25 protein-coding genes are annotated in these 21,038 nt (G+C 37.8%); 9 read left to right on the plus strand and 16 right to left on the minus strand.

Features of this window, described 5'->3' with window-relative positions:
- The first annotated feature begins 8 nt into the window (after positions 1–8).
- Positions 9–914 carry a CoB--CoM heterodisulfide reductase iron-sulfur subunit B family protein gene (locus C7H19_RS06665; RefSeq protein WP_106456113.1) on the plus strand — a complete coding sequence of 302 codons (906 nt, stop codon included), beginning with the start codon at positions 9–11 and terminating at the stop codon, positions 912–914.
- A gap of 2 nt (positions 915–916) precedes the next feature.
- Positions 917–1,201, plus strand: coding sequence for an acylphosphatase (locus C7H19_RS06670; RefSeq protein WP_106456114.1), 285 nt, complete (start codon positions 917–919; stop codon positions 1,199–1,201).
- A gap of 12 nt (positions 1,202–1,213) precedes the next feature.
- Here C7H19_RS06670 and uvrC read toward each other — a convergent pair whose 3' ends face one another.
- The 7 genes from uvrC to C7H19_RS06705 all read right to left on the minus strand — a co-directional run bounded on the left by uvrC (position 1,214) and on the right by C7H19_RS06705 (position 7,477).
- Positions 1,214–3,097 carry an excinuclease ABC subunit UvrC gene (gene uvrC / locus C7H19_RS06675; RefSeq protein WP_106456115.1) on the minus strand — a complete coding sequence of 628 codons (1,884 nt, stop codon included), beginning with the start codon at positions 3,095–3,097 and terminating at the stop codon, positions 1,214–1,216.
- Positions 3,098–3,179: 82 nt separating this feature from the next.
- Positions 3,180–4,052, minus strand: coding sequence for a YML083C domain-containing protein (locus C7H19_RS06680; protein WP_106456116.1), 873 nt, complete (start codon positions 4,050–4,052; stop codon positions 3,180–3,182).
- Positions 4,053–4,117: 65 nt separating this feature from the next.
- Positions 4,118–5,281, minus strand: coding sequence for an LptF/LptG family permease (locus tag C7H19_RS06685; RefSeq protein ID WP_106456117.1), 1,164 nt, complete (start codon positions 5,279–5,281; stop codon positions 4,118–4,120).
- 67 nt (positions 5,282–5,348) lie between these two features.
- The gene (lptB, locus tag C7H19_RS06690) at positions 5,349–6,077 is read right to left on the minus strand and encodes an LPS export ABC transporter ATP-binding protein (protein ID WP_106456118.1); all 729 of its coding nucleotides are present in this window, start codon (positions 6,075–6,077) and stop codon (positions 5,349–5,351) included.
- 102 nt (positions 6,078–6,179) lie between these two features.
- Positions 6,180–6,626 (minus strand): LptA/OstA family protein, encoded by a 447-nt coding sequence (locus tag C7H19_RS06695; protein WP_106456119.1) that lies wholly within the window; start codon positions 6,624–6,626, stop codon positions 6,180–6,182.
- Positions 6,627–6,697: 71 nt separating this feature from the next.
- Positions 6,698–7,108: a DUF309 domain-containing protein gene (locus C7H19_RS06700; RefSeq protein ID WP_106456120.1), complete on the minus strand. Its 411-nt coding sequence runs from the start codon at positions 7,106–7,108 to the stop codon at positions 6,698–6,700.
- A 3-nt stretch (positions 7,109–7,111) separates the two neighbouring features.
- Complete coding sequence (locus C7H19_RS06705; RefSeq protein ID WP_106456121.1) at positions 7,112–7,477, minus strand: ferredoxin-thioredoxin reductase catalytic domain-containing protein; 366 nt, start codon at positions 7,475–7,477, stop codon at positions 7,112–7,114.
- A 294-nt stretch (positions 7,478–7,771) separates the two neighbouring features.
- Here C7H19_RS06705 and C7H19_RS06710 point away from each other — a divergent pair, with 294 nt between their 5' ends.
- Both C7H19_RS06710 and C7H19_RS06715 read left to right on the plus strand, forming a co-directional pair.
- Positions 7,772–8,152 carry a hypothetical protein gene (locus tag C7H19_RS06710; protein WP_106456122.1) on the plus strand — a complete coding sequence of 127 codons (381 nt, stop codon included), beginning with the start codon at positions 7,772–7,774 and terminating at the stop codon, positions 8,150–8,152.
- 119 nt (positions 8,153–8,271) lie between these two features.
- Positions 8,272–8,850: an HdeD family acid-resistance protein gene (locus C7H19_RS06715; RefSeq protein WP_106456123.1), complete on the plus strand. Its 579-nt coding sequence runs from the start codon at positions 8,272–8,274 to the stop codon at positions 8,848–8,850.
- Here the strand turns inward: C7H19_RS06715 and C7H19_RS06720 are convergent.
- From C7H19_RS06720 to trpS, 3 genes are all read right to left on the minus strand, one after another.
- Positions 8,847–9,200: a hypothetical protein gene (locus C7H19_RS06720; RefSeq protein ID WP_106456124.1), complete on the minus strand. Its 354-nt coding sequence runs from the start codon at positions 9,198–9,200 to the stop codon at positions 8,847–8,849. The two genes, C7H19_RS06715 and C7H19_RS06720, sit on opposite strands and share 4 nt — an antisense overlap.
- Positions 9,201–9,309: 109 nt before the next feature.
- Positions 9,310–10,200 (minus strand): methylenetetrahydrofolate reductase, encoded by an 891-nt coding sequence (locus C7H19_RS06725; protein ID WP_106456125.1) that lies wholly within the window; start codon positions 10,198–10,200, stop codon positions 9,310–9,312.
- A 68-nt stretch (positions 10,201–10,268) separates the two neighbouring features.
- Complete coding sequence (gene trpS / locus C7H19_RS06730; protein ID WP_106456126.1) at positions 10,269–11,279, minus strand: tryptophan--tRNA ligase; 1,011 nt, start codon at positions 11,277–11,279, stop codon at positions 10,269–10,271.
- Between the two features lie 164 nt (positions 11,280–11,443).
- On the opposite strand from trpS, the gene C7H19_RS06735 reads away from it, so the two are divergent.
- Positions 11,444–11,812, plus strand: coding sequence for an EamA family transporter (locus tag C7H19_RS06735; protein ID WP_106456127.1), 369 nt, complete (start codon positions 11,444–11,446; stop codon positions 11,810–11,812).
- A gap of 12 nt (positions 11,813–11,824) precedes the next feature.
- Here the strand turns inward: C7H19_RS06735 and C7H19_RS06740 are convergent, their stop codons facing one another.
- The 4 genes from C7H19_RS06740 to petM all read right to left on the minus strand — a co-directional run bounded on the left by C7H19_RS06740 (position 11,825) and on the right by petM (position 14,646).
- The gene (locus C7H19_RS06740) at positions 11,825–13,060 is read right to left on the minus strand and encodes a glycosyltransferase family 61 protein (protein ID WP_106456128.1); all 1,236 of its coding nucleotides are present in this window, start codon (positions 13,058–13,060) and stop codon (positions 11,825–11,827) included.
- Positions 13,061–13,136: 76 nt separating this feature from the next.
- Positions 13,137–14,039, minus strand: a complete 903-nt coding sequence (gene thyD, locus C7H19_RS06745; protein ID WP_106456129.1) for a thylakoid membrane protein ThyD — start codon at positions 14,037–14,039, stop codon at positions 13,137–13,139.
- A gap of 15 nt (positions 14,040–14,054) precedes the next feature.
- Positions 14,055–14,417, minus strand: a complete 363-nt coding sequence (gene psb28, locus C7H19_RS06750; RefSeq protein WP_106456130.1) for a photosystem II reaction center protein Psb28 — start codon at positions 14,415–14,417, stop codon at positions 14,055–14,057.
- Between the two features lie 115 nt (positions 14,418–14,532).
- Positions 14,533–14,646 carry a cytochrome b6-f complex subunit PetM gene (gene petM, locus C7H19_RS06755; RefSeq protein ID WP_106456131.1) on the minus strand — a complete coding sequence of 38 codons (114 nt, stop codon included), beginning with the start codon at positions 14,644–14,646 and terminating at the stop codon, positions 14,533–14,535.
- Between the two features lie 86 nt (positions 14,647–14,732).
- Between petM and pdxA the strand changes: the two genes are divergently transcribed.
- The 3 genes from pdxA to C7H19_RS06770 are packed head-to-tail and all read left to right on the plus strand — an operon-like array spanning position 14,733 to position 18,541.
- Positions 14,733–15,791: a 4-hydroxythreonine-4-phosphate dehydrogenase PdxA gene (pdxA, locus tag C7H19_RS06760; protein WP_106456132.1), complete on the plus strand. Its 1,059-nt coding sequence runs from the start codon at positions 14,733–14,735 to the stop codon at positions 15,789–15,791.
- 27 nt (positions 15,792–15,818) lie between these two features.
- Positions 15,819–17,588, plus strand: a complete 1,770-nt coding sequence (locus C7H19_RS06765) for a M61 family metallopeptidase (RefSeq protein WP_106456133.1) — start codon at positions 15,819–15,821, stop codon at positions 17,586–17,588.
- Between the two features lie 38 nt (positions 17,589–17,626).
- A complete protein-coding gene (locus tag C7H19_RS06770; RefSeq protein WP_106456134.1) occupies positions 17,627–18,541 on the plus strand; it encodes a branched-chain amino acid transaminase in 915 nt (304 codons plus the stop codon).
- Positions 18,542–18,813: 272 nt separating this feature from the next.
- On the opposite strand, the gene C7H19_RS06775 is transcribed toward C7H19_RS06770, so the two are convergent.
- Positions 18,814–18,930, minus strand: coding sequence for a photosystem II reaction center protein I (locus C7H19_RS06775; RefSeq protein ID WP_106456135.1), 117 nt, complete (start codon positions 18,928–18,930; stop codon positions 18,814–18,816).
- 170 nt (positions 18,931–19,100) lie between these two features.
- Here C7H19_RS06775 and gcvT point away from each other — a divergent pair, with 170 nt between their 5' ends.
- Positions 19,101–20,213, plus strand: coding sequence for a glycine cleavage system aminomethyltransferase GcvT (gene gcvT, locus C7H19_RS06780; RefSeq protein WP_106456136.1), 1,113 nt, complete (start codon positions 19,101–19,103; stop codon positions 20,211–20,213).
- Here gcvT and C7H19_RS06785 read toward each other — a convergent pair.
- Positions 20,210–21,028: an Rpn family recombination-promoting nuclease/putative transposase gene (locus C7H19_RS06785; RefSeq protein ID WP_106456137.1), complete on the minus strand. Its 819-nt coding sequence runs from the start codon at positions 21,026–21,028 to the stop codon at positions 20,210–20,212. The two genes, gcvT and C7H19_RS06785, sit on opposite strands and share 4 nt — an antisense overlap.
- Positions 21,029–21,038 lie beyond the last annotated feature (10 nt).

Raw genomic sequence — 21,038 nt, forward strand, 5'->3', positions numbered from 1 at the left:
TAAATTTCATGCCCTCAACCTCTCTACAGTACGCCTATTTTCCCGGTTGTGTTGCCCAAGGAGCGTGCCGCGAACTCTATCAATCTACTGCTGTTTTAACACAAGCTCTTGATATTAAACTGATTGAACTCAAAAAAGCCGCCTGTTGTGGCTCAGGAACTTATAAAGAAGATTCTCAACTCTTAGAAGATACCGTCAATGCCCGTAATATTGCCCTCGCAGAAGCCTTAAATCTGCCACTACTTACCCACTGTAGCACCTGTCAAGGCGTAATCGGTCATGTAGATGAACGTCTTAAAAAAGCTCAAAATAATGATCCAGCTTATTTAGAACAAGTAAATAATTATCTCACGAAAGAACATTGCTCACCCTATCAAGGAACAACAGAAGTTAAACATCTTCTTTGGGTTTTAGTGGGCGACTACGGATTAGAGCGACTACAAAAAAAAGTGACTCGCACTTTATCTAATCTCAATTGTGCGGCATTTTATGGCTGTTATATTCTCAGGGCGCAAGACACGATACCCTACGATAATCCCTTTCAACCCGAATCGATGGAAAATGTTTTCCGTACTATTGGAGCCAATCCCATTTATTATCGAGGTAGAACTCAATGCTGTGGTTGGCCGCTTTCGAGTTATGCTGAAGAAAAATCTTTTAGAATGGCAGCCCATCACATTCAAGAAGCCATTGATGCAGGTGCCGACTGTCTGGTAACCCCTTGCCCTTTGTGCCATCTTAACCTAGATTCGCGTCAGCCCGAAATTGAAAAAGTTATCGGTCAAAAACTCGGTTTACCCGTGCTACATTTACCCCAGTTAGTCGCTTTAGCTTTAGGAAAAACCCCCAAAGAATTAGGTTTAGAGCGTCATGTTGTTTCCACCTTACCTGTTTTAGAAAAGCTAGGTTTGTAGAAATGGCACAAAATAGACTCATTCAAGCCCATGTTTTTATCTCTGGTAAAGTGCAAGGTGTCGGCTATCGTTATTACACTAGCAGACAAGCTCAAACCCTAAAGCTTAGTGGTTGGGTTAAAAATCTCCCTGATGGACGAGTTGAAGCCGTTTTTGAAGGAAAATCCCAAGCTATTGACAAAATGGTTAAATGGTGCTATGGAGGTTCTCCTAATGCGATCGTCACTGATGTTGCTATAGAAATGAAACCGAGCGAAGGGTTACAAGGTTTTGAAATGCGACGTTAAATCAGGCTAAACTTAAACGGGATGGAAATAATTATAAATTTCTTTGGCTAATTGTTCGCCAATACCTGAAACCTCTTGTAACTGTTTAACGGAAGCTTCCCGAATATAATCAACCGAATGAAAATGGGCTAATAATTGTTTTTGACGTTCAAACCCTAAACCAGGAATTTCATCTAAACGAGAGCGTCTACTTTTTTTCAAACGTTGTTGACGATGAAAAGTAATTGCAAACCGGTGCGCTTCATCTCGAACTCGACGTAATAATTGTACGCCAGATTGTTCGGCATCAGTGGCTAAAGGTTCAGACTCACCAGGAAGAAAAATCTCTTCTCGCTGTTTGGCTAAACTAATAACTTTGACGTATTCTAGTAGGTTCATCTCTTGTAAAACTTCAACCACTGAAGATAGTTGACCTTTTCCCCCATCAATCATGACTAAATCAGGAAAATCATCATTTTCTTCTATAATGCTTGGATCTTCAGCATAACGACGAAAACGACGACTGATCACTTCAGCTAAACTGGCAAAGTCATCAGAATGACCGATTTTTATGTTTTCGTTCTTGATTTTATAATGACGATAGTGTTGTGTGGCTGCGACACCATCAATAAAAACAACTTGTGAAGCGACAGCATTAGAACCTTGAATATGAGAAATATCATAGCCTTCAATGCGTCGGGGTAGATCGCTTAAATCAAGAATTTCGGCTAAATCTTGTAATGATTGTAGATTACGATCGGCAAAACGTTGCGTTCTTTCTAACTCATATTGTGCGTTGCGTTGCACCATTTCTAATAATTCTGCTTTGGTTTGGCGTTGGGGTACAACAATTTGAACTTTGCGCCCCTTGCGTTCACTTAACCAAGTTGCTAAAATTTCTCCTTCGGGTAATTCGTGCTGCACTAGAATTTCGGTGGGAATTTCCACCCCTTCAGCCATCATATAATGTTCTTCCAGTACCCGTTCTAAGATGGCTCCTGGCGTTCCCGACTGAGTTTCCGCGAAAAATCCTAACCGACCAACTAACCGACCTGCCCGGACTTGGAACAGTTGAATACAACAATGTTGTTCATCGGCGGCAAGTGCGATCGCATCACGAGAAACCGTATCATCACTTAGAGATACTTTTTGATCGGCGTTGAGGGATTTCAAAGCTTTGATCTGATCTCGCAAAGTTGCCGCTTGTTCAAAATTGAGGTTTTCTGCAGCTTGATCCATTTGGGTTTGCAGTTTTTCCTCTAATTCGCTGCTTCTACCTTGGAAAATCATCGCCACTTGTTGAACGGTTTTGCGGTAATCTTCGGAGGAAATTAATAATTGACAGACACCTGGACAGCGACCCATATCATAATTGAGACAGGGACGATCTTTAAAAAGGGGTTTTGGGCGTTGTTTGAGGGGAAAAATTCGCTTAATGATTTGTAATGTTTGACGCAGTAGCCGCGTATCTACATAGGGGCCATAATAACGATCTTTGGCGTGATCGGTGCGCCGTTTACGAGTGATGAAAATGCGTGGGTAATTTTCCGACCAAGTAATACAAACGTATGGATATTTTTTGTCGTCTTTGAGGAGGACATTAAAATAGGGTTGATGTTGTTTAATAAGATTCGCTTCAAGGGCGAGGGCTTCGGCTTCCGTATCGGTGACAATAAATTCAATTTCAACCACTTGTTGCACCATGAGGGCAATGCGAGGGTTGAGGGGTTGGGAAGGCCGGAAATAGGAACGAACCCGCGATCGCAACTTTTTCGATTTACCAATATAAAGGATCTCACCGCTCTTGTCGCGCATTAAATAAACGCCAGATTCGGTCGGAATTTCTTTTAGACGACTTTCGAGACGATCGGGATCTCGAATCAGACTACTTTCTAAAGTTAAACTTTTGCGACTCATATCTCTATTTTAATAAAAATTAATATAACAAGGGGAGCTTGGTTAAACCAAACCCCCAAAGACATATAATTTTTTAGTTAATTTAAAAACCCGCCGCACGTGGTGTAATCGTTGGTTGTACCTGATAACCAGGTTGGTTAGGCGAAACCCTTGGCTGAGTTTGAGGCACCGCATAAGCCGGATTATTAGGTCTGGCGTAAACTGAGCCATAATTGGGGGGTTGGTATCCAGGGGCGGCAACTGGAGGATTAGCATAACCCCCACTGTAAGGAGGTTGATAACCTGTCACTGCTGGATTAACGGGCTGATTAACGGGCTGATTAACCCCTTGATAGGACTGATTAGGATTGTAAGTATTGTAGGGTTGTCCCGAATTCACGGGCGCAACATTGGTATTGTAATAACTAGACCGATTACTGGTAGGGATTTGCTCAACTGCTGTTTTTAAATAATTTTCTGAGATGGGTGCAGACTGAACCTGATAGGGTTTGACGGCTGCAGGTGGTTGATTACTCTGCTTGACAGGTGGAAGTAATGGGCGAAATAGGGTAGATGTTTGTGTTTTTTGTGGGTTATTAATCGATTGGTCAGGGTTTTTGGTCTGATTAATCGAGTAAGGTATGATTTGCTGTTGAGTTAGTCCTTTTTTCCATTCTGTCGCCCATTGACCTTGATCGGGATTATTCGGGTCATTCGTTGCGTTTTGGGGAGTTTGAGCGTTAGGAGCAACTGCGTTAGGTTGATTTGAAGGAACAGAAGGCGATCTGAAATAACTATCAAGTGTTTCGGGTTGTTCTGTAATTTGATTGAGCCATTCGGGATGTTGTTGATATTGCCAATAGAAAATCAAACCGAGAGAAAGCAATCCTAGGGGACCCCAAAACGTTAATCGTGCAAAGGGTTTAAGACTCGCTAATAAATAACGCATTGAGGAATTATTTTCAGAATGACTCATACAAACCAACCCCTTTTTTTACTCTAAGTTTATCCTAGATCCGTTTAGAAAAATCTTCAACAATTTTAAGCCGATCGCACGAGTAATAAAATTGCGGCAATTAATCCTAATCCATTGGGCAACCACGCCGCCATAACGGGTGTTAATACGCCCCAAACCCCAAAGGAACTACTTATAAAAGACAGTAAATAGTAAGAAAAAATTAAAACAACGCAAATCCCAAAACTCGTTGCTCGATTTGTTGTTTGTGGGCGTACCCCCATTGCTGAACCAATTAAAGCAAAAATAATACAGACAAAAGGTAAAGCTATTTTTTCTTGAATCCGTACTTCAAGTTTTCTGGCTCTGACTTGATTTCCGCTTAATTGTACTATTTTTAGGTATTCTCTTGCTTGTTGGATGTTCATTTCTGCCGCATCTCTACCCCGGTTAGCAATATCTAAAGGCGCACGCGGTAAAGATAATTCTTGATGATCAAAACGGACAATATTACGATAATCTCCATCGGGAGCAATTAAATAAATTGTTCCATTATAAAAATCCCATTTATTATTTTCGAGATTCCAAACCGCCGATTGTGATGTAATAATTTGATTCACTTCTGGTTGACTTCGATCTAGAATTGTAATCCGTTTCATTTGTCTTCCATCGAATTCTTCCGCATAAAACAACCGAAGTAATACGGTTCGAGTATTTCCATCCTCTAGTTTAATCTTGGTATATTCAGGATAAATAATATTATCATTATCAAAAGGAAGTTTTTCTCTTTTTAAGGCTTTAGCTAAAGTAACTGTTGCTTGATAAGTTGATGCAGGAGCAATATAATTATGAAAGGCGAAGGTTAAGCCAGTAACAATAATACTAAGAATCAAAGCAGGAACAATCAAACGATAAATATTAATACCAATACTTCGTAGGGCAATTAATTCACTATCACTCGATAAACGACTATAAGCCATTAAAGTCGCCAAAAGCATCGACATCGGAAAAGCCAAAACAATAAATTCTGGCATTTTCAAGAAAAGAATTTGTAAGGCAACGGTTAAAGAAAGACCTGACTCAGTAATCCGACGAACTAAATCAAATAAAGTACCAATGGCAATACCTAGGGATGTAAATAACCCCATTCCAAATAGAAGAGGTAATAACAATTCAAGGAATAAATATCGATCTAATAGTGAAAAACCGGGAATCGACCTTAAATAAGAGTTAAAACGACCTATTTTCATATTGGGTTAGCCATCACGCCATAAAAGAATAATGTTAAGAGTATTCTAAAATAAGTTAATTATTTGCTTAAACATAAAATTTATCTCCTAAGTAGTATTGACGGACTAAAGGATTAGAATACAATTCGTCGGGGTTTCCTGATGCTAAGATTTGTCCTTCTCGCATAATATAAGCTCGATTGGTAATCGCTAGTGTTTCTCTAACGTTATGATCAGTAATGAGGATACCGATTTGGCGATCGCGTAGTTGAGCAATCATACTTTGAATTTCGGCTACTGCAATAGGATCAACACCAGCAAAAGGTTCATCAAGAAGTAAAAATTTTGGCCCAGTTACGCCGACGGCTAAAGCTCTAGCAAGTTCGGTTCGTCGTCTTTCACCACCGGAAACATACGCCCCTTTTGTACGGGCAATTTTTTCAAGGCGAAATTCTTTTAACAAGTCATGTAGTTTGGTTGTTCTGAGTGGATAAGGAACGTTAGACTGCTCTAAAGCTAATTCGATATTTTCACCGACGGATAGATAACGAAAAATACTTGCTTGTTGGGTGAGATAGCCAATACCTAAACGGGCGCGTTGGTTCAAAGATAAACCCGTAATCTCGCGCTGATCTAACAACACTCTACCTTGATTGGGTTTAATTAAGCCAGTCGCAATATAAAAAGTTGTCGTTTTTCCTGCACCATTGGGTCCCAGTAGCCCAACAATTTCGCCTGGAGCAACTGTAATGCTAACTCGGTTAACGACGGCTCGTTTACCATACGATTTATGAATGTTATCCAGAAATAAAGTCACGATATCAGTTTTAGGTCATTTTAATTAACGAGCGCTTGATTTGACCCGCCTTAAACATTAAATTCTAGCGTTTTCAGGACAAAGGTACTCAATTTAAGTTTTTCATTTCGTTGGAGACGCATTAGGAGCTTGGTTTGGTTGTTGTTGAGATTCGGTGACAATATAAATGGACTCGACTTGTTGACTAGACTGTGGTGTGGCAATAAAACGCCCTTCATCGACTAAATAAGTCATGGTTTCGGCTCGCATACTATTACCTTCTTGCAACACATAAACATTACCACTAAGAACCAAACGGCGTTCTTTGCTAAAATATTGAGCTTGGGCGGATGTAGCTTGAATTTTGCGGGCGGGATAAAAAACTTGTACATTTCCCCTCGCGGTGACGACTCCCGTTTGTGAGTTGGCTTCTTGGATATCAGAACGAACCGTTAAAGCCCCTCCTGTTTGGGGAGTTTGGGCATCGGCTACGGTGATGGCTACTCCAGATACACTCAATAAACTCGTCATTAAACCGATTGTCCAAGTCCGTAGATTAAAAGTCATCATTGGCTGATCACAAAGTACGATTATTAATAATTTAACTTGTTCTATTTTAAGGATTTGTCTAGTGATAGATTTTAGACGGTTTGACTCACTCGAATGATTCTAGGCCAAGAAAAAACATTTTCATCGAACTTCTGTACTAATTCGGCAAGTTCTGAGGCTTCAGTTTGCTGTACTAAGTGTAACAGTTCGCTACTTTCTTCTACCAACTGAGTAACGTCTATTTCTTCGTTTAGGGGAAGATAATCTTTAAGCCTTTTAATTCCTTCCCCTAATAAAATCATTGCTCCGCGCCCGTTGTGGTTGCCCAAATGATAACAGCCAACGGCAATTTGTAATACACCTTGATAAAAACGTTTATTTGGTTCTGGGGCTTCCATCCACAAAGCCTCAAGGGTATCATGGCAAGCATAAAATTCTTGTTGATTAAATTCTTCTACACCTTGCCAAAATGCTTGAGGAACGGAATCAAATGATTCAAACATTGCTTATGCCATACTTGCTCTGACTTCTTTAATATAATCTAAGGAAATTTCTTGTTGTTCACCGGCGAATTCATTATCTGGCGTAATAAATAACATACAGTGACAATCTTTTCTTTCCCGCATCGGCACACAAGGACAATTCCAAAATGTGTTTTTCACTTCTGCTTCTTTGTCTTCATAATGACGACAGGGACACAAAGGGGCTCCGAGTTCTTCTTTGTGTTTAGCTAATCCTTCGATGACAACAGCCGTTACAGATGGTTCGCTACAAAAATAAGTGTTTGTCCGCTTCGCATACTGTTCGGCAAAGTTTTTCATCGCCTCAAGCATTTTGTCTTCTTCTGTAGAATTGTTTTTTGCTACGGTCATGGGCTAATCGTTACTCTGTTCATTTTTTACTTACTTGCTTATTTTAGCGATCATTGGAATCGTTTAGCTCATCAGAGTATCTTTTTTATCTTTAATGCTTACCTCTTAAGGGATAGCTCTTTTTCCCCAATCCCTGAATTAGACTCGTTAATTATCTCCTTTTAGATAGGCTCACCAGATCTATCTATTTAAAGAACAAAAAAATTAAACCGATTGCCAAAATAAAACTAATGTTCAATTTGTGTTCTTTTTTAAAAGAAAAGATTCAGCAAAAAGTTTATTTAAGGAGAAAATATGAAACGCTTAGTAATTGTAATGTTATCGACTTTTGCTTTATGGACGGTTGCTGCTCCGACAATGGCTGAAAATAGAAATTCTGACCGCCCATCTACTCCTAATACTGAAGATCAAGAAAATTTCGGGAGTCAATCTACTCCGACAGAAGAGGATATTGAGCCAGTAACACTTGTTCAATTAGCATATCAAGGATATTTTGCTGATCAAGGAATTCCAAGTCATGCGGCTTTAAAAACAGCGATCGCAACTGGTGATGTTGATGCAGAAACTTTAGTCAGAAGTGCGATCAATAAAGGTCGTCTTTCATCAGATACTCTCAACGATGATGGCTATCTCAATATTGTCAGAACTCAGTTAGAAAATCTTAACGATCGATAATTTTTCTAATTTTGATTGATTCAACAGAATAATTGTGTCTGTCTGAGGAATGATCTTATATTTCTAGAAATTGTCTAACCTAAATTTTATAGTGTCCTAATATAGGAGGGAAAAATAATATGACAACTGATATTTCACCACAACAAAAAACTAATCTTACTAGAGGAATGTCTTTTTGGTCTGGTCTTCTTTTAGTTGGTTTAGGAATTGCTGGACTTGTTCTACCGAATATAGCGACGGGTGTTGTTGAAACTTGGATCTCTTTATTGTTGATCTTTGCGGCAGGCGCTAAATTAAGTAATGCTTTTGGGACTCGTGAACAGGAAGGGTTTGTCTGGAAGCTACTGTTAGGTATTCTTTATCTCGCCACAGGTGTCATGCTTTTAATCTATCCTAGAACAGGTATTCTCTCACTGACTTTATTATTAGGTAGTTTCTTGCTAACTGAGGGCGTATTTGAATTGTTTTTGGCCTTTAAAGTGCGTAATCAACCTAATTGGACTTGGGTACTCATTAATGGAATATTGACTTTAGTTTTAGGCGCGATGGTGTGGTTTGGCTGGCCGTTTAATGCACCTTGGTTACTTGGAACATTGGTCGGAGTTAGTGTTCTCTTTACGGGAGTTTCACGGACAATGCTATCGTTAAATATGTCTGATTCTAATACTAATCAGCCCGATCCAGCAGCGTCTATCTAATGATGATGGGATGGCGAACTAGATGGGTTAGATTGATGGTTGTGGGGTTCTGCTTCGATTCTAACGGGGCCAACTTGCAATTGTCCTAAGTTAACTAACCCCATTGTCTCGCCCCCCACAGCCAGAAGTCCCATTGAAACCAGTCCCGTTGCGATCGCTCCCATTGCCACTGTACCGAAAGAAATTACCCCCATCGGCACAACTCCAATAGCAACAATTCCCATCGGTACAATCCCAATTGAAATATAGCCTGTCGGAACCACACCAATCGAAATCAGTTTTCGTTTAGGCGAATTGCAACCAGTCGGATCTAAACTAATCAGTTGTTCTTTTTTAGGATTAAAGTTCATTAGCGAGTGACCAAATAAAATTAGTTTTCATCCGCATTATTCTACAAATAAAATTTGTTGTTTGTCCAAAGACAAAACGTAGTAGAAGAGAAATCTGTTACATATTTTTTTAAGCTATAGACGAAATTCCAGCCTCATCTAAAATTTTTGGGATTAAGTCCTCTCGTCTTACTGCCATAAGATGTACTCCCTGACAGAGTTGTTGAGCTAATTTAACTTGTTCGGCTGCGATTTTAACCCCTTCAAGTAAAGGATCACTTGCCTCGGCTAACCGCTTAATTAATTCATCTGGGATGACCACACCTGGGACATTTTTCCGAATAAATTCCGCATTTTTAGCCGATTTGAGCAGAAAAATTCCCGCTAAAATGGGTTTATCTGATCCCGCGACAATTTGATTCATAAATTTATCAAGACGCTCAAAATCAGTAATCATTTGACTTTGAAAGAATTGTGCCCCTGCTGTAATTTTTTTCTCAAAACGACTTTGTAACCCCGACCAACTTTTGCACTGTGGATCAACAGCCGCCCCAGCTAATAGGTCTAAAGGCTCATCTGGTAATGATTTTTCATTAAAGTCTAAGCCATTATTCAACTGGGCGATTAATTTGAGCAAACGGACAGATTCTAGTTCAAAAACGCTTTTTGCTTCGCGGTGATCTCCAGCTTTTACGGGATCTCCAGTTAAGGCGAGTATATTACGAATTCCTAACGCGTAAGCTCCCATGAGATCAGCTTGTAAGGCGATAATATTGCGATCGCGGCAAGCCATTTGACAAATCGGTTCAATACCATGTTGTAATAAAATAACCGAGGCGGCTATGGATGACATTCGCATAACAGCGCGACTCCCATCGGTAATATTAACGGCGTGAACCCGAGAAGCGAGCAATAAGCCCATTTCGATCATATGCTTAGGATTACCGCCTTTCGGTGGGCAAATCTCAGCAGTGACCAAAAACTTTTTATTTTCTATAGCCTGACGAAAAGGAGTGGTCATAAACTTGAATTTTTAATATTAGATTTTAAAGGAAAATTCCCCTATTAATCAAACTATTTTATTTTTCTCTAAAAAAGTGGTAAATAACCCAAAGCATTTCTTACTCTAGAGAGGGTTTCATTGGCTACGGTTTCGGCTTTGAATCGTCCTTCTCGCAAGACGGATTGAAGATATCCTTGATCATCTATTATTTCATAATATTTGTCTTGAATCGGTTTGAGGGCAGCAATAGCGGTATCTGTCAGTAAGGGTTTAAATTGTCCCCATCCCATATCTTGACATTCGGCTATCACTTCTTCTTTGGTTTTACCCGACAGTAAGAGATAAAGTGTTAAAAGATTATTACATTCTGGCCGTTCTGGGTCATCAAATGTTAAACCTTTAACCAGATCGGTTTTACAGCGTTTAATTTTTTTTTGGATCACATCTGGTGTATCTAATAAGTTAATTCGACTCATTTCGGATGGATCGGATTTAGACATTTTGCTGGTGCCATCGGTTAAACTCATAACACGCGCCCCTTCCTTCGCAATCATCGGTTCAGGCATTTTTAGAACGGGGTTTTTACGGGTTCCATATTTATCGTTGACTCGTACTGCGATGTCTCTGGTTAATTCTAAATGTTGTTTTTGGTCTTCACCAACTGGAACTTTATCGGCATTATAGAGTAAAATATCAGCCGCCATCAAAACTGGATAATTGAGTAAACCAACACTGACATTTTCTCCTTGTTTAATTGCTTTTTCTTTAAACTGGATCATGCGTTCTAACCAGTTTAAGGGAGTGATACAGTTGAGTAGCCAAGCAAGTTCGCTATGGGCGGTAACATGAGATTGAACAAAAATTGTAGAATATTGTAAGTCGATGCCACAAGCGAGATAGAGAGCCGCAATTTTGTAGGTATCTTGTGCTAAGGTTTTAGGATCATGAGGAACTGTAATCGCGTGTAAATCGACGACACAGAAAAAACTCTCATATTCTTGTTGAATTTCAACCCAGTTACGAATTGCCCCAAGATAATTGCCTAAGTGTAGATTTCCAGTTGGTTGTACTCCAGATAAAACGCGTTGTAAACTCATGTGATGCTCGTTATCCGCAACTTTGATTAACTTTGAATGATTCTAATGATTCGTTGGGACATTTTATCATTTTAAAACCTACATTCGTGCTGATTGACAGAGAACTTGATTAACGTTACTCTATTTGGGAACAAAGGGAGCGGGTATCACAAGGATTTTATACGGTGAGTTTACAAGAATTTGGTTTACTGCTTTTTTCGGTTTTGGTGAGTGCTACAGGACAGTTTTTTTTAAAAGTTGGTGCTCTAAAATTGGGAAAAGTAACGGGAAATAATCTAATTAGTCATATTTTTAATATTCTGACTGTTCCTGAGTTAATTGCTGGTTTAGCTTGTTATGGTTTGGGTGCGATCGCTTATATTCTTCTTCTCACTCGTGTTAAACTAAGTGTGGCTGGACCTTCAGCTTCTTTGATTTATATTTTTTCCGTTTTGATGGGATATTTTATCTTTAAAGAATCCATTCCGATTTATCGTTTATTTGGTATGGGTTTTATTGTCTGCGGAGTGATTTTAGTCGTCTGGCAAAAGTAAAGTGTCTTTTTTCTAAAGTAATCCCATTGATTTTAGTGCTGAAACCGCATTTTCTAGATTGAGAATTCTTGTTTTTTTCGGTCTTTCTTCTGGAGTATTTTGCTCAAGTTCTAGAGCGGCTATATAGGTTGAATCTTTTGACTTTATGGCATCAACTAAAAGAAAATTTGGATGAATATAATCTAGATCTCCTAAACAGACTAAATGACTATTTGATAAATCAAATAGAATCGTATGCAATGCCGAGCCACAAACTCCAATAATCACCTCATGCTGATTAACTAATTGTATTTGTTCTGTCAAATTTAATTGTTCTGGATAAACGATATTAAAGTTTTTTTCACGCAGGATATCTTCTAATTTTTCTTCATTTATAAGGCTGCGAAAAGAATTAGTTTTATTAAGGTTTTTTCTAGACATATAAAGCGGTTGGGCTATTTTTTTAGGCGGCTCTTTTAAAATAGCTTGTGCCACAGCTTCAGGTAATAATCGATGAACAGAATGAGCATGATAGTTCATCGTAAATGATGGATAGGGGATGATTACCTCTTCTAATAAAATTGGCTCGTCAAAAGCAAAAAATCGAGATTTATCGAAACCAATTGTATTCATAAAAATATCTACATAATCTCTTTTTACAGAAAATCTAGGACTTTCAGAATAAATAATCGGATAGTTTTGCTCTTTTGCTGCATACCATAATCGACAAATACATTCTGTGATCAAATGTCCGTAATGCCGAAAAAGATGACCGCCATAAATAAATTTATGATTAACTTTTTTTAAATTATTCGGTATCTGAATTTTTTCGGGGGCTATTCTATATTCTGGTATACAAGAATAATCAATCCTTGAACCATCTTTTAAATAAAAACATCTATATTCAGGAAAATATATAACATTCTGAAATGTTTTACTTTCTTCTAAAGGAGTTCCCTGATAAAGTTTGATTGAATTAGAATAATAATCCAGAACTGATGAGTCATAGTGATAAAAAGCTGGATTTCTCCCGCCCCATTTTCCGACAACTAATGAAGATGAAGTTTTTAAAATTGTCTCATCAGACTTAAGCGGTGAATTTTGATATTTTAAATTTTTAGGTAAATTAAATAAATTTTTTTTAACTTTTCGGCTAACAAATAAAGATTTACTATTTTTTGCATAAATATAATATAAAGTAATCAGAATTTTATTTCTTATTTTAGATAGTAAAAATAAAATAGGTTTATTTTTTAGCTCAGAAGACATATCTTTAACTTTGGCTTAACTGGAGTAAAAATTTATTTATTCAAGTTTTATCGTACTATCTCTGTTGATGAAGCTTTTAAGTAATAATTTCTTTTAAAGCCGATTTTAGATCTGGGTACTGATATTTAAAACCTGTATTTTGAGTCGCTTTTGGTAAAACTTGTTGTCCTTCTAAAACTACTTTTGAACCCTCACCTAACAAGACTTCTAAAGCAATTCCAGGAACAGGCAACCAAGAGGGACGACTTAACACTTCTCCTAAAATTTTAGTAAATTCGCTCATTTTTACGGGATTTGGTGCAGTTAAATTATACGTTCCTGCTATTTCAGGACGCTTTAGTGCTTCTATTATAAAGTTTACTAAATCTTCTCGATGTATCCAAGAAAACCATTGACGACCTGTTCCAATTGGCCCACCTGCAAATAACTTAAAAACGGGCAACATCTTCCCTAATGCGCCACCATTTCCTAAAACAATCCCTATTCTTGGAATTACTAAACGTACCCCATATTGCTTAACTTTTTCGGCTTCTTGTTCCCATTTTTGACAAACTTCGGACAAAAAATCATTTCCTGAAACACTTGTCTCATCAAAGGTTGCTGTTTCACTGGTTCCATAATAACCAATAGCTGAGGCACTAATCAAAACTTGTGGTTTAGGATTAGCTTTTCCGATAGCTTCTACTACATTTTGAGTACCCAGTTGTCTACTTTCTAAAATTGCTTTTTTATACTCTGGTGTCCATCTTTCGGCAATGGGTTCACCCGCTAAATTAATCACCGCATCACAGCCCGATATTGCCTTTTGCCAGTCTCCTGATTCAGTAATTTTGTAGGGAATAATTTCTAAATCAGAAAAACTTCTTCGAGCTTTTTCAGCATTTCTAGTCAATAGAATAATTGAATGTCCCTCATTTTTTAGCTTTTCAATTAAGCGAGTTCCAACAAATCCTGTACCACCTGTAATCGCAATTTTCATAATTTTAATTAATATTTATTTATCTTGATATCCCATACCGTTAGCTTGAGCGTAACGATTCATGAAGCGCATAAACCGTTCCCAGTGTTGATCTTTAATTAATTGAAAACTACATTCAACTCGTCTGATCTCATCTCCCTCATCACCAGCGAAAAAGAATTTTATTGAAGAAGGTTCAACGCTAATTACTCCTTCATCGTCGATTAATCTTAAGTCACCATAAGTTCTTTGAGTAAAACTCTTAAATTTTTCAATGGCTTTAAGGGTTTTAAACGTCATCATAACCGTTCTTACACCTGTATCTTTTTGTCGTCTTAAACTAACATTTTCTAAGTCTTCTGTAAGTCCAACAAAAAATTCAATCGAAGGAGTCGTCATATTTATTGTAGGAAAATGTGAGAGAAAATATCTCTATCTTTAGTTAAGTTATTGGGCTTAGTTTATAAGCCCATATCGGCATTACTTACCCTGAAAAAATCGACAGAATCAAAATTTATTCGGGTTCGCCACCTTGAATTTTTAGAAGTAAAAAGCCCCAAGCTAAACCTACTAAAATTAAAATAGGAGCTAAAATAGCACCATTAAATAACATACTTTCAGCCGTCATTATTGATTCTCCTAAATGTTTTATGCTAGAGATAATTGAGTTTACGCATCATTGTTATTGTAAACTAGACCAGCCCAATTCTTAAGATGGAATTAAAAAAACGCCCAAAAATTGCGATCGCAACTGGAGATCCCGCCGGAATTGGACCCGAAATCGTTCTATCGGCACTCGCTGACTCGAAAATCAAGGAAAATTGTGATTTTACGGTCATTGGAACCCGTACTCTTTTAGAAAAGACGTTTACCCAGTTACGTCAAACTAGAACCGATCTCTGTGAGCCCGATAGTTTCCCCATCATAGATTTACCGACTAGCTTAACTCAAATTAGTCTTGGACAGGGTAACGCCGCAAGTGGAGAAGCGAGTTATCAGTATTTAGAAACTGCAATTAATTTAACGTTAGAAGGAACTTTCCAAGGAATTGTCACAGCCCCTATTGCAAAATCGGCATGGAAAGCGGCAGGATATAATTACCCTGGTCAAACTGAAGTTTTAGCCGAGAAATCCCAAACTAAGCAATATGGGATGATTTTTGTGGGAAAATCGCCTTATACGGGTTGGATACTGCGAACGCTACTCGCAACGACTCATATTCCTTTAAATCAAGTGTCTCAGGTTCTCACTCCCGAATTGATGACGCAGAAGTTAGAGTTATTGATTAGGAGTTTACAAACTGATTTTGGCATCAAAAATCCCCAAATTGCGATCGCATCTCTTAACCCTCATAGTGGAGAACAAGGACAAATCGGAACCGAGGAGATAGACTGGATGAATTCTTGGTTTCTTGAGCAACAAAAAAATTATCCTCAAGTGAATTTAAAGGGATTAATTCCACCTGATACGATGTGGGTGACACCGGGTGTAGCATGGTATCGTGATTTTGTCAATAGTAAACCAGCCGATGCTTATCTAGCTTTGTATCATGATCAGGGGTTAATTCCCGTTAAACTGATGGCGTTCGATGAAGCCGTTAATACTACAATTGGATTACCGTTTATTCGGACATCACCCGATCACGGAACCGCGTTTGATATTGCAGGAAAAGGAATAGCGCGGAATGCAAGTATGAAAGCAGCGATCAATCTTTGTGTAGAATTAACCGAAAAAAGATTCAACCAAAGCTATTCAGGAGCGTTAAGCTATTAAAAATGGTACTCGCTTAATTATTGGGATATGACAACAGCTACACTAACTCGATCCACTGAACCGACGCAAACTCGTCCAGTCGTATCTTATCAGGTTGGGATGAGCGAACCAACCTCCCATTTATTTGAAGTGACGCTACAGATTAGCGGTTGGTCTGATGATGTATTAGATTTAAAGATGGCGGTTTGGACACCAGGATCGTATTTAGTGCGAGAATATTCGCGTCATGTACAAGACTTTTCAGTTAAGGGACAACAAGCATTAAAACATCGTAAATGCTCGAAAAATCACTGGCAAGTTGAAACAAATAATCAATCAGAAATTACGGTACAATATCGAGTTTTTGCGAATGAATTAACGGTTAGAACTAATCATCTTGATGCAACACATGGTTATTTTAATGGCGCGGCGTTATTTTTATTTGTTCCCGAATTAGTCAAACAATCGGTTACAGTAACCATTATTCCACCTCAAAACGAGTGGCAAGTAACAACATCTTTACCCTCAGTAGATGGCAAAGAAAATACTTTTATTGCTAAAGATTTTAATACTCTAGTTGATAGTCCCTTTGAAGTGGGAATTCATCAGAAATATGACTTTGAAGTTTTAGGAATACCGCATCAATTAGCGATTTGGGGACAAGGGAATGTGAATGTTGAACGATTGATTCGGGATACACGGAACATTATTGCAACCGAAGCTAGAATGTTTGGAGGATTACCTTATGAGCGTTATATTTTCCTCTTACATCTTTCTAAAAATAGTTATGGTGGACTAGAACATAAAGAGTCTTGTACTTTAATTTATTCTCGTTTTGGTTTTCGTGCCAGAGATAAATACAATAATTTCATACAATTAGTTGCCCATGAATTCTTTCATCTGTGGAATGTAAAAAGAATTCGTCCGAAAGCATTGGAAGTTTTTGACTATGAACAAGAAAATTATACAAATGCCCTTTGGTTTTGTGAAGGCGTGACGAGTTATTATGATATCGTTTTTCCCATGAGGGCGGGAATTTATGATAGTAAAACGTTTTTAGATTTATTGAGTAAAGAAATTAGTCGTTATTTATCGATAGCTGGAAGAAAAGTACAACCCGTTAGTGAATCGAGTTTTGATGCTTGGATTAAATTGTATCGCAGAGATGCTAATAGCGATAACTCTCAGATTTCATATTATCTCAAAGGTGAACTGATTGCGATGATGCTAGATTTATTGATACGTCAGCGTCATAATAATCAACGTTCTTTTGATGATGTAATGAGGATTATGTGGGAAAAATACGGCAAATTGGAAATAGGCTATACAGATGAGGAATTGAAAAATGTTATAGAATCTGTTGCAGAAACAGACTTAAGTGATTTTTATATTCGTTTTATCTTAGGTGTAGAAGAGTTACCCTTTGAGGAATATTTAGAACCATTTGGAATACAACTTAAATCAGTCTATGATGATGAAAGAGTACCATTACTGGGAATCAAGGTAAACTCAGAAAATGGTAAAGAAATAATAAAATTTGTTGAAATTGGATCGCCGAGTCAAATTGCAGGAATTAATACAGAAGATGAACTACTAGCGATCGATGGTTTTAGAGTCAGTGGAGATCAGATCAGCGATCGTCTCAAAGACTACCAAGAGAATGATATCATTCAAATTACTGTCTTTCATCAAGATGAACTGAGAACTTTACCAGTTAAACTTGCTGCCTCGCAACCCTTACGTTATGAACTTGTGCGGATACAAAACCCATCCGATAGTCAAAAACAAAATTTTTTGGAGTGGGTGAGACAGAAATAAACACCATTAGTTACTTTTTTATTAATTACACTAGAAACATGGATACCTTTCTCAAATACGCTTATTTTGAGCATCAATTTATTCCGTTTGAAGATGCTAAATTATCAGTTGCGACTCATGCCTTACATTATGGTACAGCAGCGTTTGGCGGTTTAAGAGGAATTCCCAATCCGCAAAATCCTAATGAAATTTTACTCTTTAGATTAGAGCGTCATTGTCAACGTTTGAGTCAAAGTGCTAAATTTTTACATCACGATTTACCTGCTGATAAAATTTATCAAATTATTATTGATTTTGTTAAAAAAAATAAACCCAATCAATCTTTTTATATTCGTCCTTTAGTCTATAGTTCTGGTTTAGGAATTGCTCCCAGATTACACAATATCGAGAAAAATTTCTTAGTTTATGGTTTAGAAATGGGGGAATATTTATCGCCTTCTGGGATTAAATGTAGAATTAGTTCTTGGTATCGTCAAGAAGATCGTAGTTTCCCACTTAGAGGTAAAATCACTGGAGCGTATATTACTTCCGCTTTAGCAAAAACCGAAGCAGTAGAATCAGGTTTTGATGAAGCCATTTTAATGAATTCCCAAGGTAAAGTCTGTGAAGCAACGGGGATGAATATTTTTATGGTTAGAAATGGTCAAATTATTACCCCTGGATTTGAACAAGATATCCTAGAAGGGATTACAAGAGATAGTGTTTTAACTCTTGCTAAAGATTTAGGAATTACTGTAGTCGAAAGACCTATAGATAAAACAGAATTATTTATTGCAGATGAAGTCTTTTTATGTGGAACGGCTGCGAAAATTGCCCCAGTTTATCAAATCGAGAATTTTAAACTTTCTGAAGAACGACCAATCGCCACAAAATTGAGAGAAAAGCTTACAGCAATTACTCAAAATGAAGATCCAAAATATAAAGATTGGGTCAATGTTATTCCGTTAGATTAATATTTTGGGTTAAATGATCGGCTTCTCAGATAAAAATGTCCTGTAGGGTATGGTGTTCCAAATCAAGATATATATAGGGTTGGGTAACCAAACCCCTACAATTATATAAAAGCGGATAATTTATGTAGAAGAAATTAATTATCTAAAACTTGTTAAAGACTTTCTTCAATGGGTGAAAAGCCGATTTAATAATCAAAAGGACGTAGATCTAATAACCTAGCGTCCCTTTTATTTAACTCTAGTTGATATCCTAAATTCTGACTAAACCGTCTTTATTCAAAATCTTTGCGTCCGGGGTTACGAGTTGGGTCGCTAGAGAGAAAACCGAAGACAAACAAGCCAATAAAGAAAAATACAACCAGATAGACAACAATCTTAAGGGTAATCATTGAACGTTTCTCCTTTTATTTTTTTAACTGTCAGAAGTCTTAGAAAAATATACCTTGAATTACTGTAGCTTATTTTGGGATCACTTCAGAATTGAGGACAAGACTTGTAGATCGCCCAATTCTGTACTACCCTAACTACAGATAGACATTTTTATAAAGGTTTTGCGATCGTGGTAGTATCTGAAACAGTATCCCAAGCGTTAAAAACTCCGTTATATCATCTCATTGTCGCACAACAAGCCAAAATGACCGAGTTTGCGGGTTGGGATATGCCCATTCAGTTTAGCGGTTTGAAGCAAGAACACGAAGCAGTCAGAACGAGTGTCGGAATGTTCGATATCTCCCACATGGGAAAATTTATCCTAACGGGAAAAGATTTACTGACCTTGCTACAGTCTCTCGTTCCCTCAAATTTAGCACGACTGCAACCTGGACAAGCACAATACACAGTTTTGTTAAACGCTGATGGTGGGATTATTGATGATGTAATTTTTTATTTCCAAGAAGCAGAGAAAGGAATACTCATCGTCAATGCAGCGACAACCGAAAAAGATAAAGCGTGGTTACTCTCTCATCTGGAAAAATATTCCGTCACATTAGAAGATGTCTCCCAAGAAAAAGTCTTAATTGCACTCCAAGGAATACACGCTCAAAGAATTCTACAATCTTTGGTTTCAGATGATCTTAGTCAATTAAAATTATTTGAACACCTTGAAACCACTATTTTTGAGCAACCTGCTTTCATTGCCAGAACGGGATACACTGGAGAGGATGGCTTTGAGATTATGTTATCACCCGAAGCAGGTCAAAAACTTTGGCAATCCTTACTTAAAGCGGGTGTAACGCCTTGTGGACTGGGTGCAAGGGATACTCTACGTTTAGAGGCTGCATTAGCCCTCTACGGTCAAGATATTGATGACCAGACCTCGCCTTTAGAAGCGGGTCTAGGGTGGTTGGTTCATCTCAAAGAAAAAGGTGATTTTGTCGGTCGTTCTGTTCTAGATGAGCAGAAAAAAAATGGTTTGTCTCGTCGTTTGGTTGGGTTACAAATGGAGGGACGACATATTGCTCGACATGATTATCTCGTGTGGTCTAATGGTAAAGTAGTGGGTAAGGTGACGAGTGGTACATTATCACCGACGTTAGGAAAAGCGATCGCACTTGCTTATGTCCCCTCAGAATTAGCGAATATTGGACAAACTTTAGAAGTCGAAATACGCGGTAAAACCTATCCAGCTACGGTGGTTAAAAAGCCATTTTATAAAGTTTCTCGCTCACTTTAGCGATTTTGCTGTTGTGCAATTTGACTAACTTGGTCTATTGATAGGTCTAAAGCTGTTGCAATTTGTTCTATACTCAATCCTAGAGACAATAAACGGGGAATAGCAGTTATTTTTACTTCTTCGCGTCCTTCTTCGCGTCCTTCTTCGCGTCCTTCTTCGCGTCCCTCTTCTAATGCTTCTTGATAAACTCTAGTTTGTTTTAAATCACTCCAGCTAAACATGGCTTCTATCTCCTTGCGACTTATTCGAGGTAATTTGTAGACTAATATTGTCTCTATTAATTGTAAAAGTTCTTGCCTTTGTCTGTCATCTGTAATTTGTTCTCTGATTCGATTAATTAAATTTCGTCCTTGTTCAATCGCTTGATTTTTATTCGTCGTAATTAATTGAACTGTCGTTAAACCAATAGATGTTTCAGAAATATTGTCTAGTTCATTTAGATAAATCCGTGTTACTCTTTCAGATTCTAGTAATTCCCAATATCTTTCAGTTTCTTGTGATTCTACACTACGATTTGGATAAAGAATTACTCCTCGCCAGTTATTAGATAAAGGTGTTTTGCTTAGATATAAAAAGATTTCGGCAAAAAAACGAGCATAAAAATTAGAATCATCTTGAAATTGAACTTCAACGAAATAAATGGGTAAATCCGTCCTTTGGGCTAAAAATACTCCATCAATTCTAAAAGCAAGTTGTTTCACTTCCACCGATGAAAACTGATAAACTTCGGCTAAGTCTGGATCTAGTCTAAGCAATTCAAAGAAAATAAAAGGGAAAGATTGAAAAAGACGATAAAAAATTGTATCCGTTTTCATGGTTTCCTGA

The sequence above is a fragment of the Aphanothece hegewaldii CCALA 016 genome (assembly GCF_003007785.1).
GTDB classification, from domain to species: domain Bacteria; phylum Cyanobacteriota; class Cyanobacteriia; order Cyanobacteriales; family Microcystaceae; genus Chroococcus; species Chroococcus hegewaldii.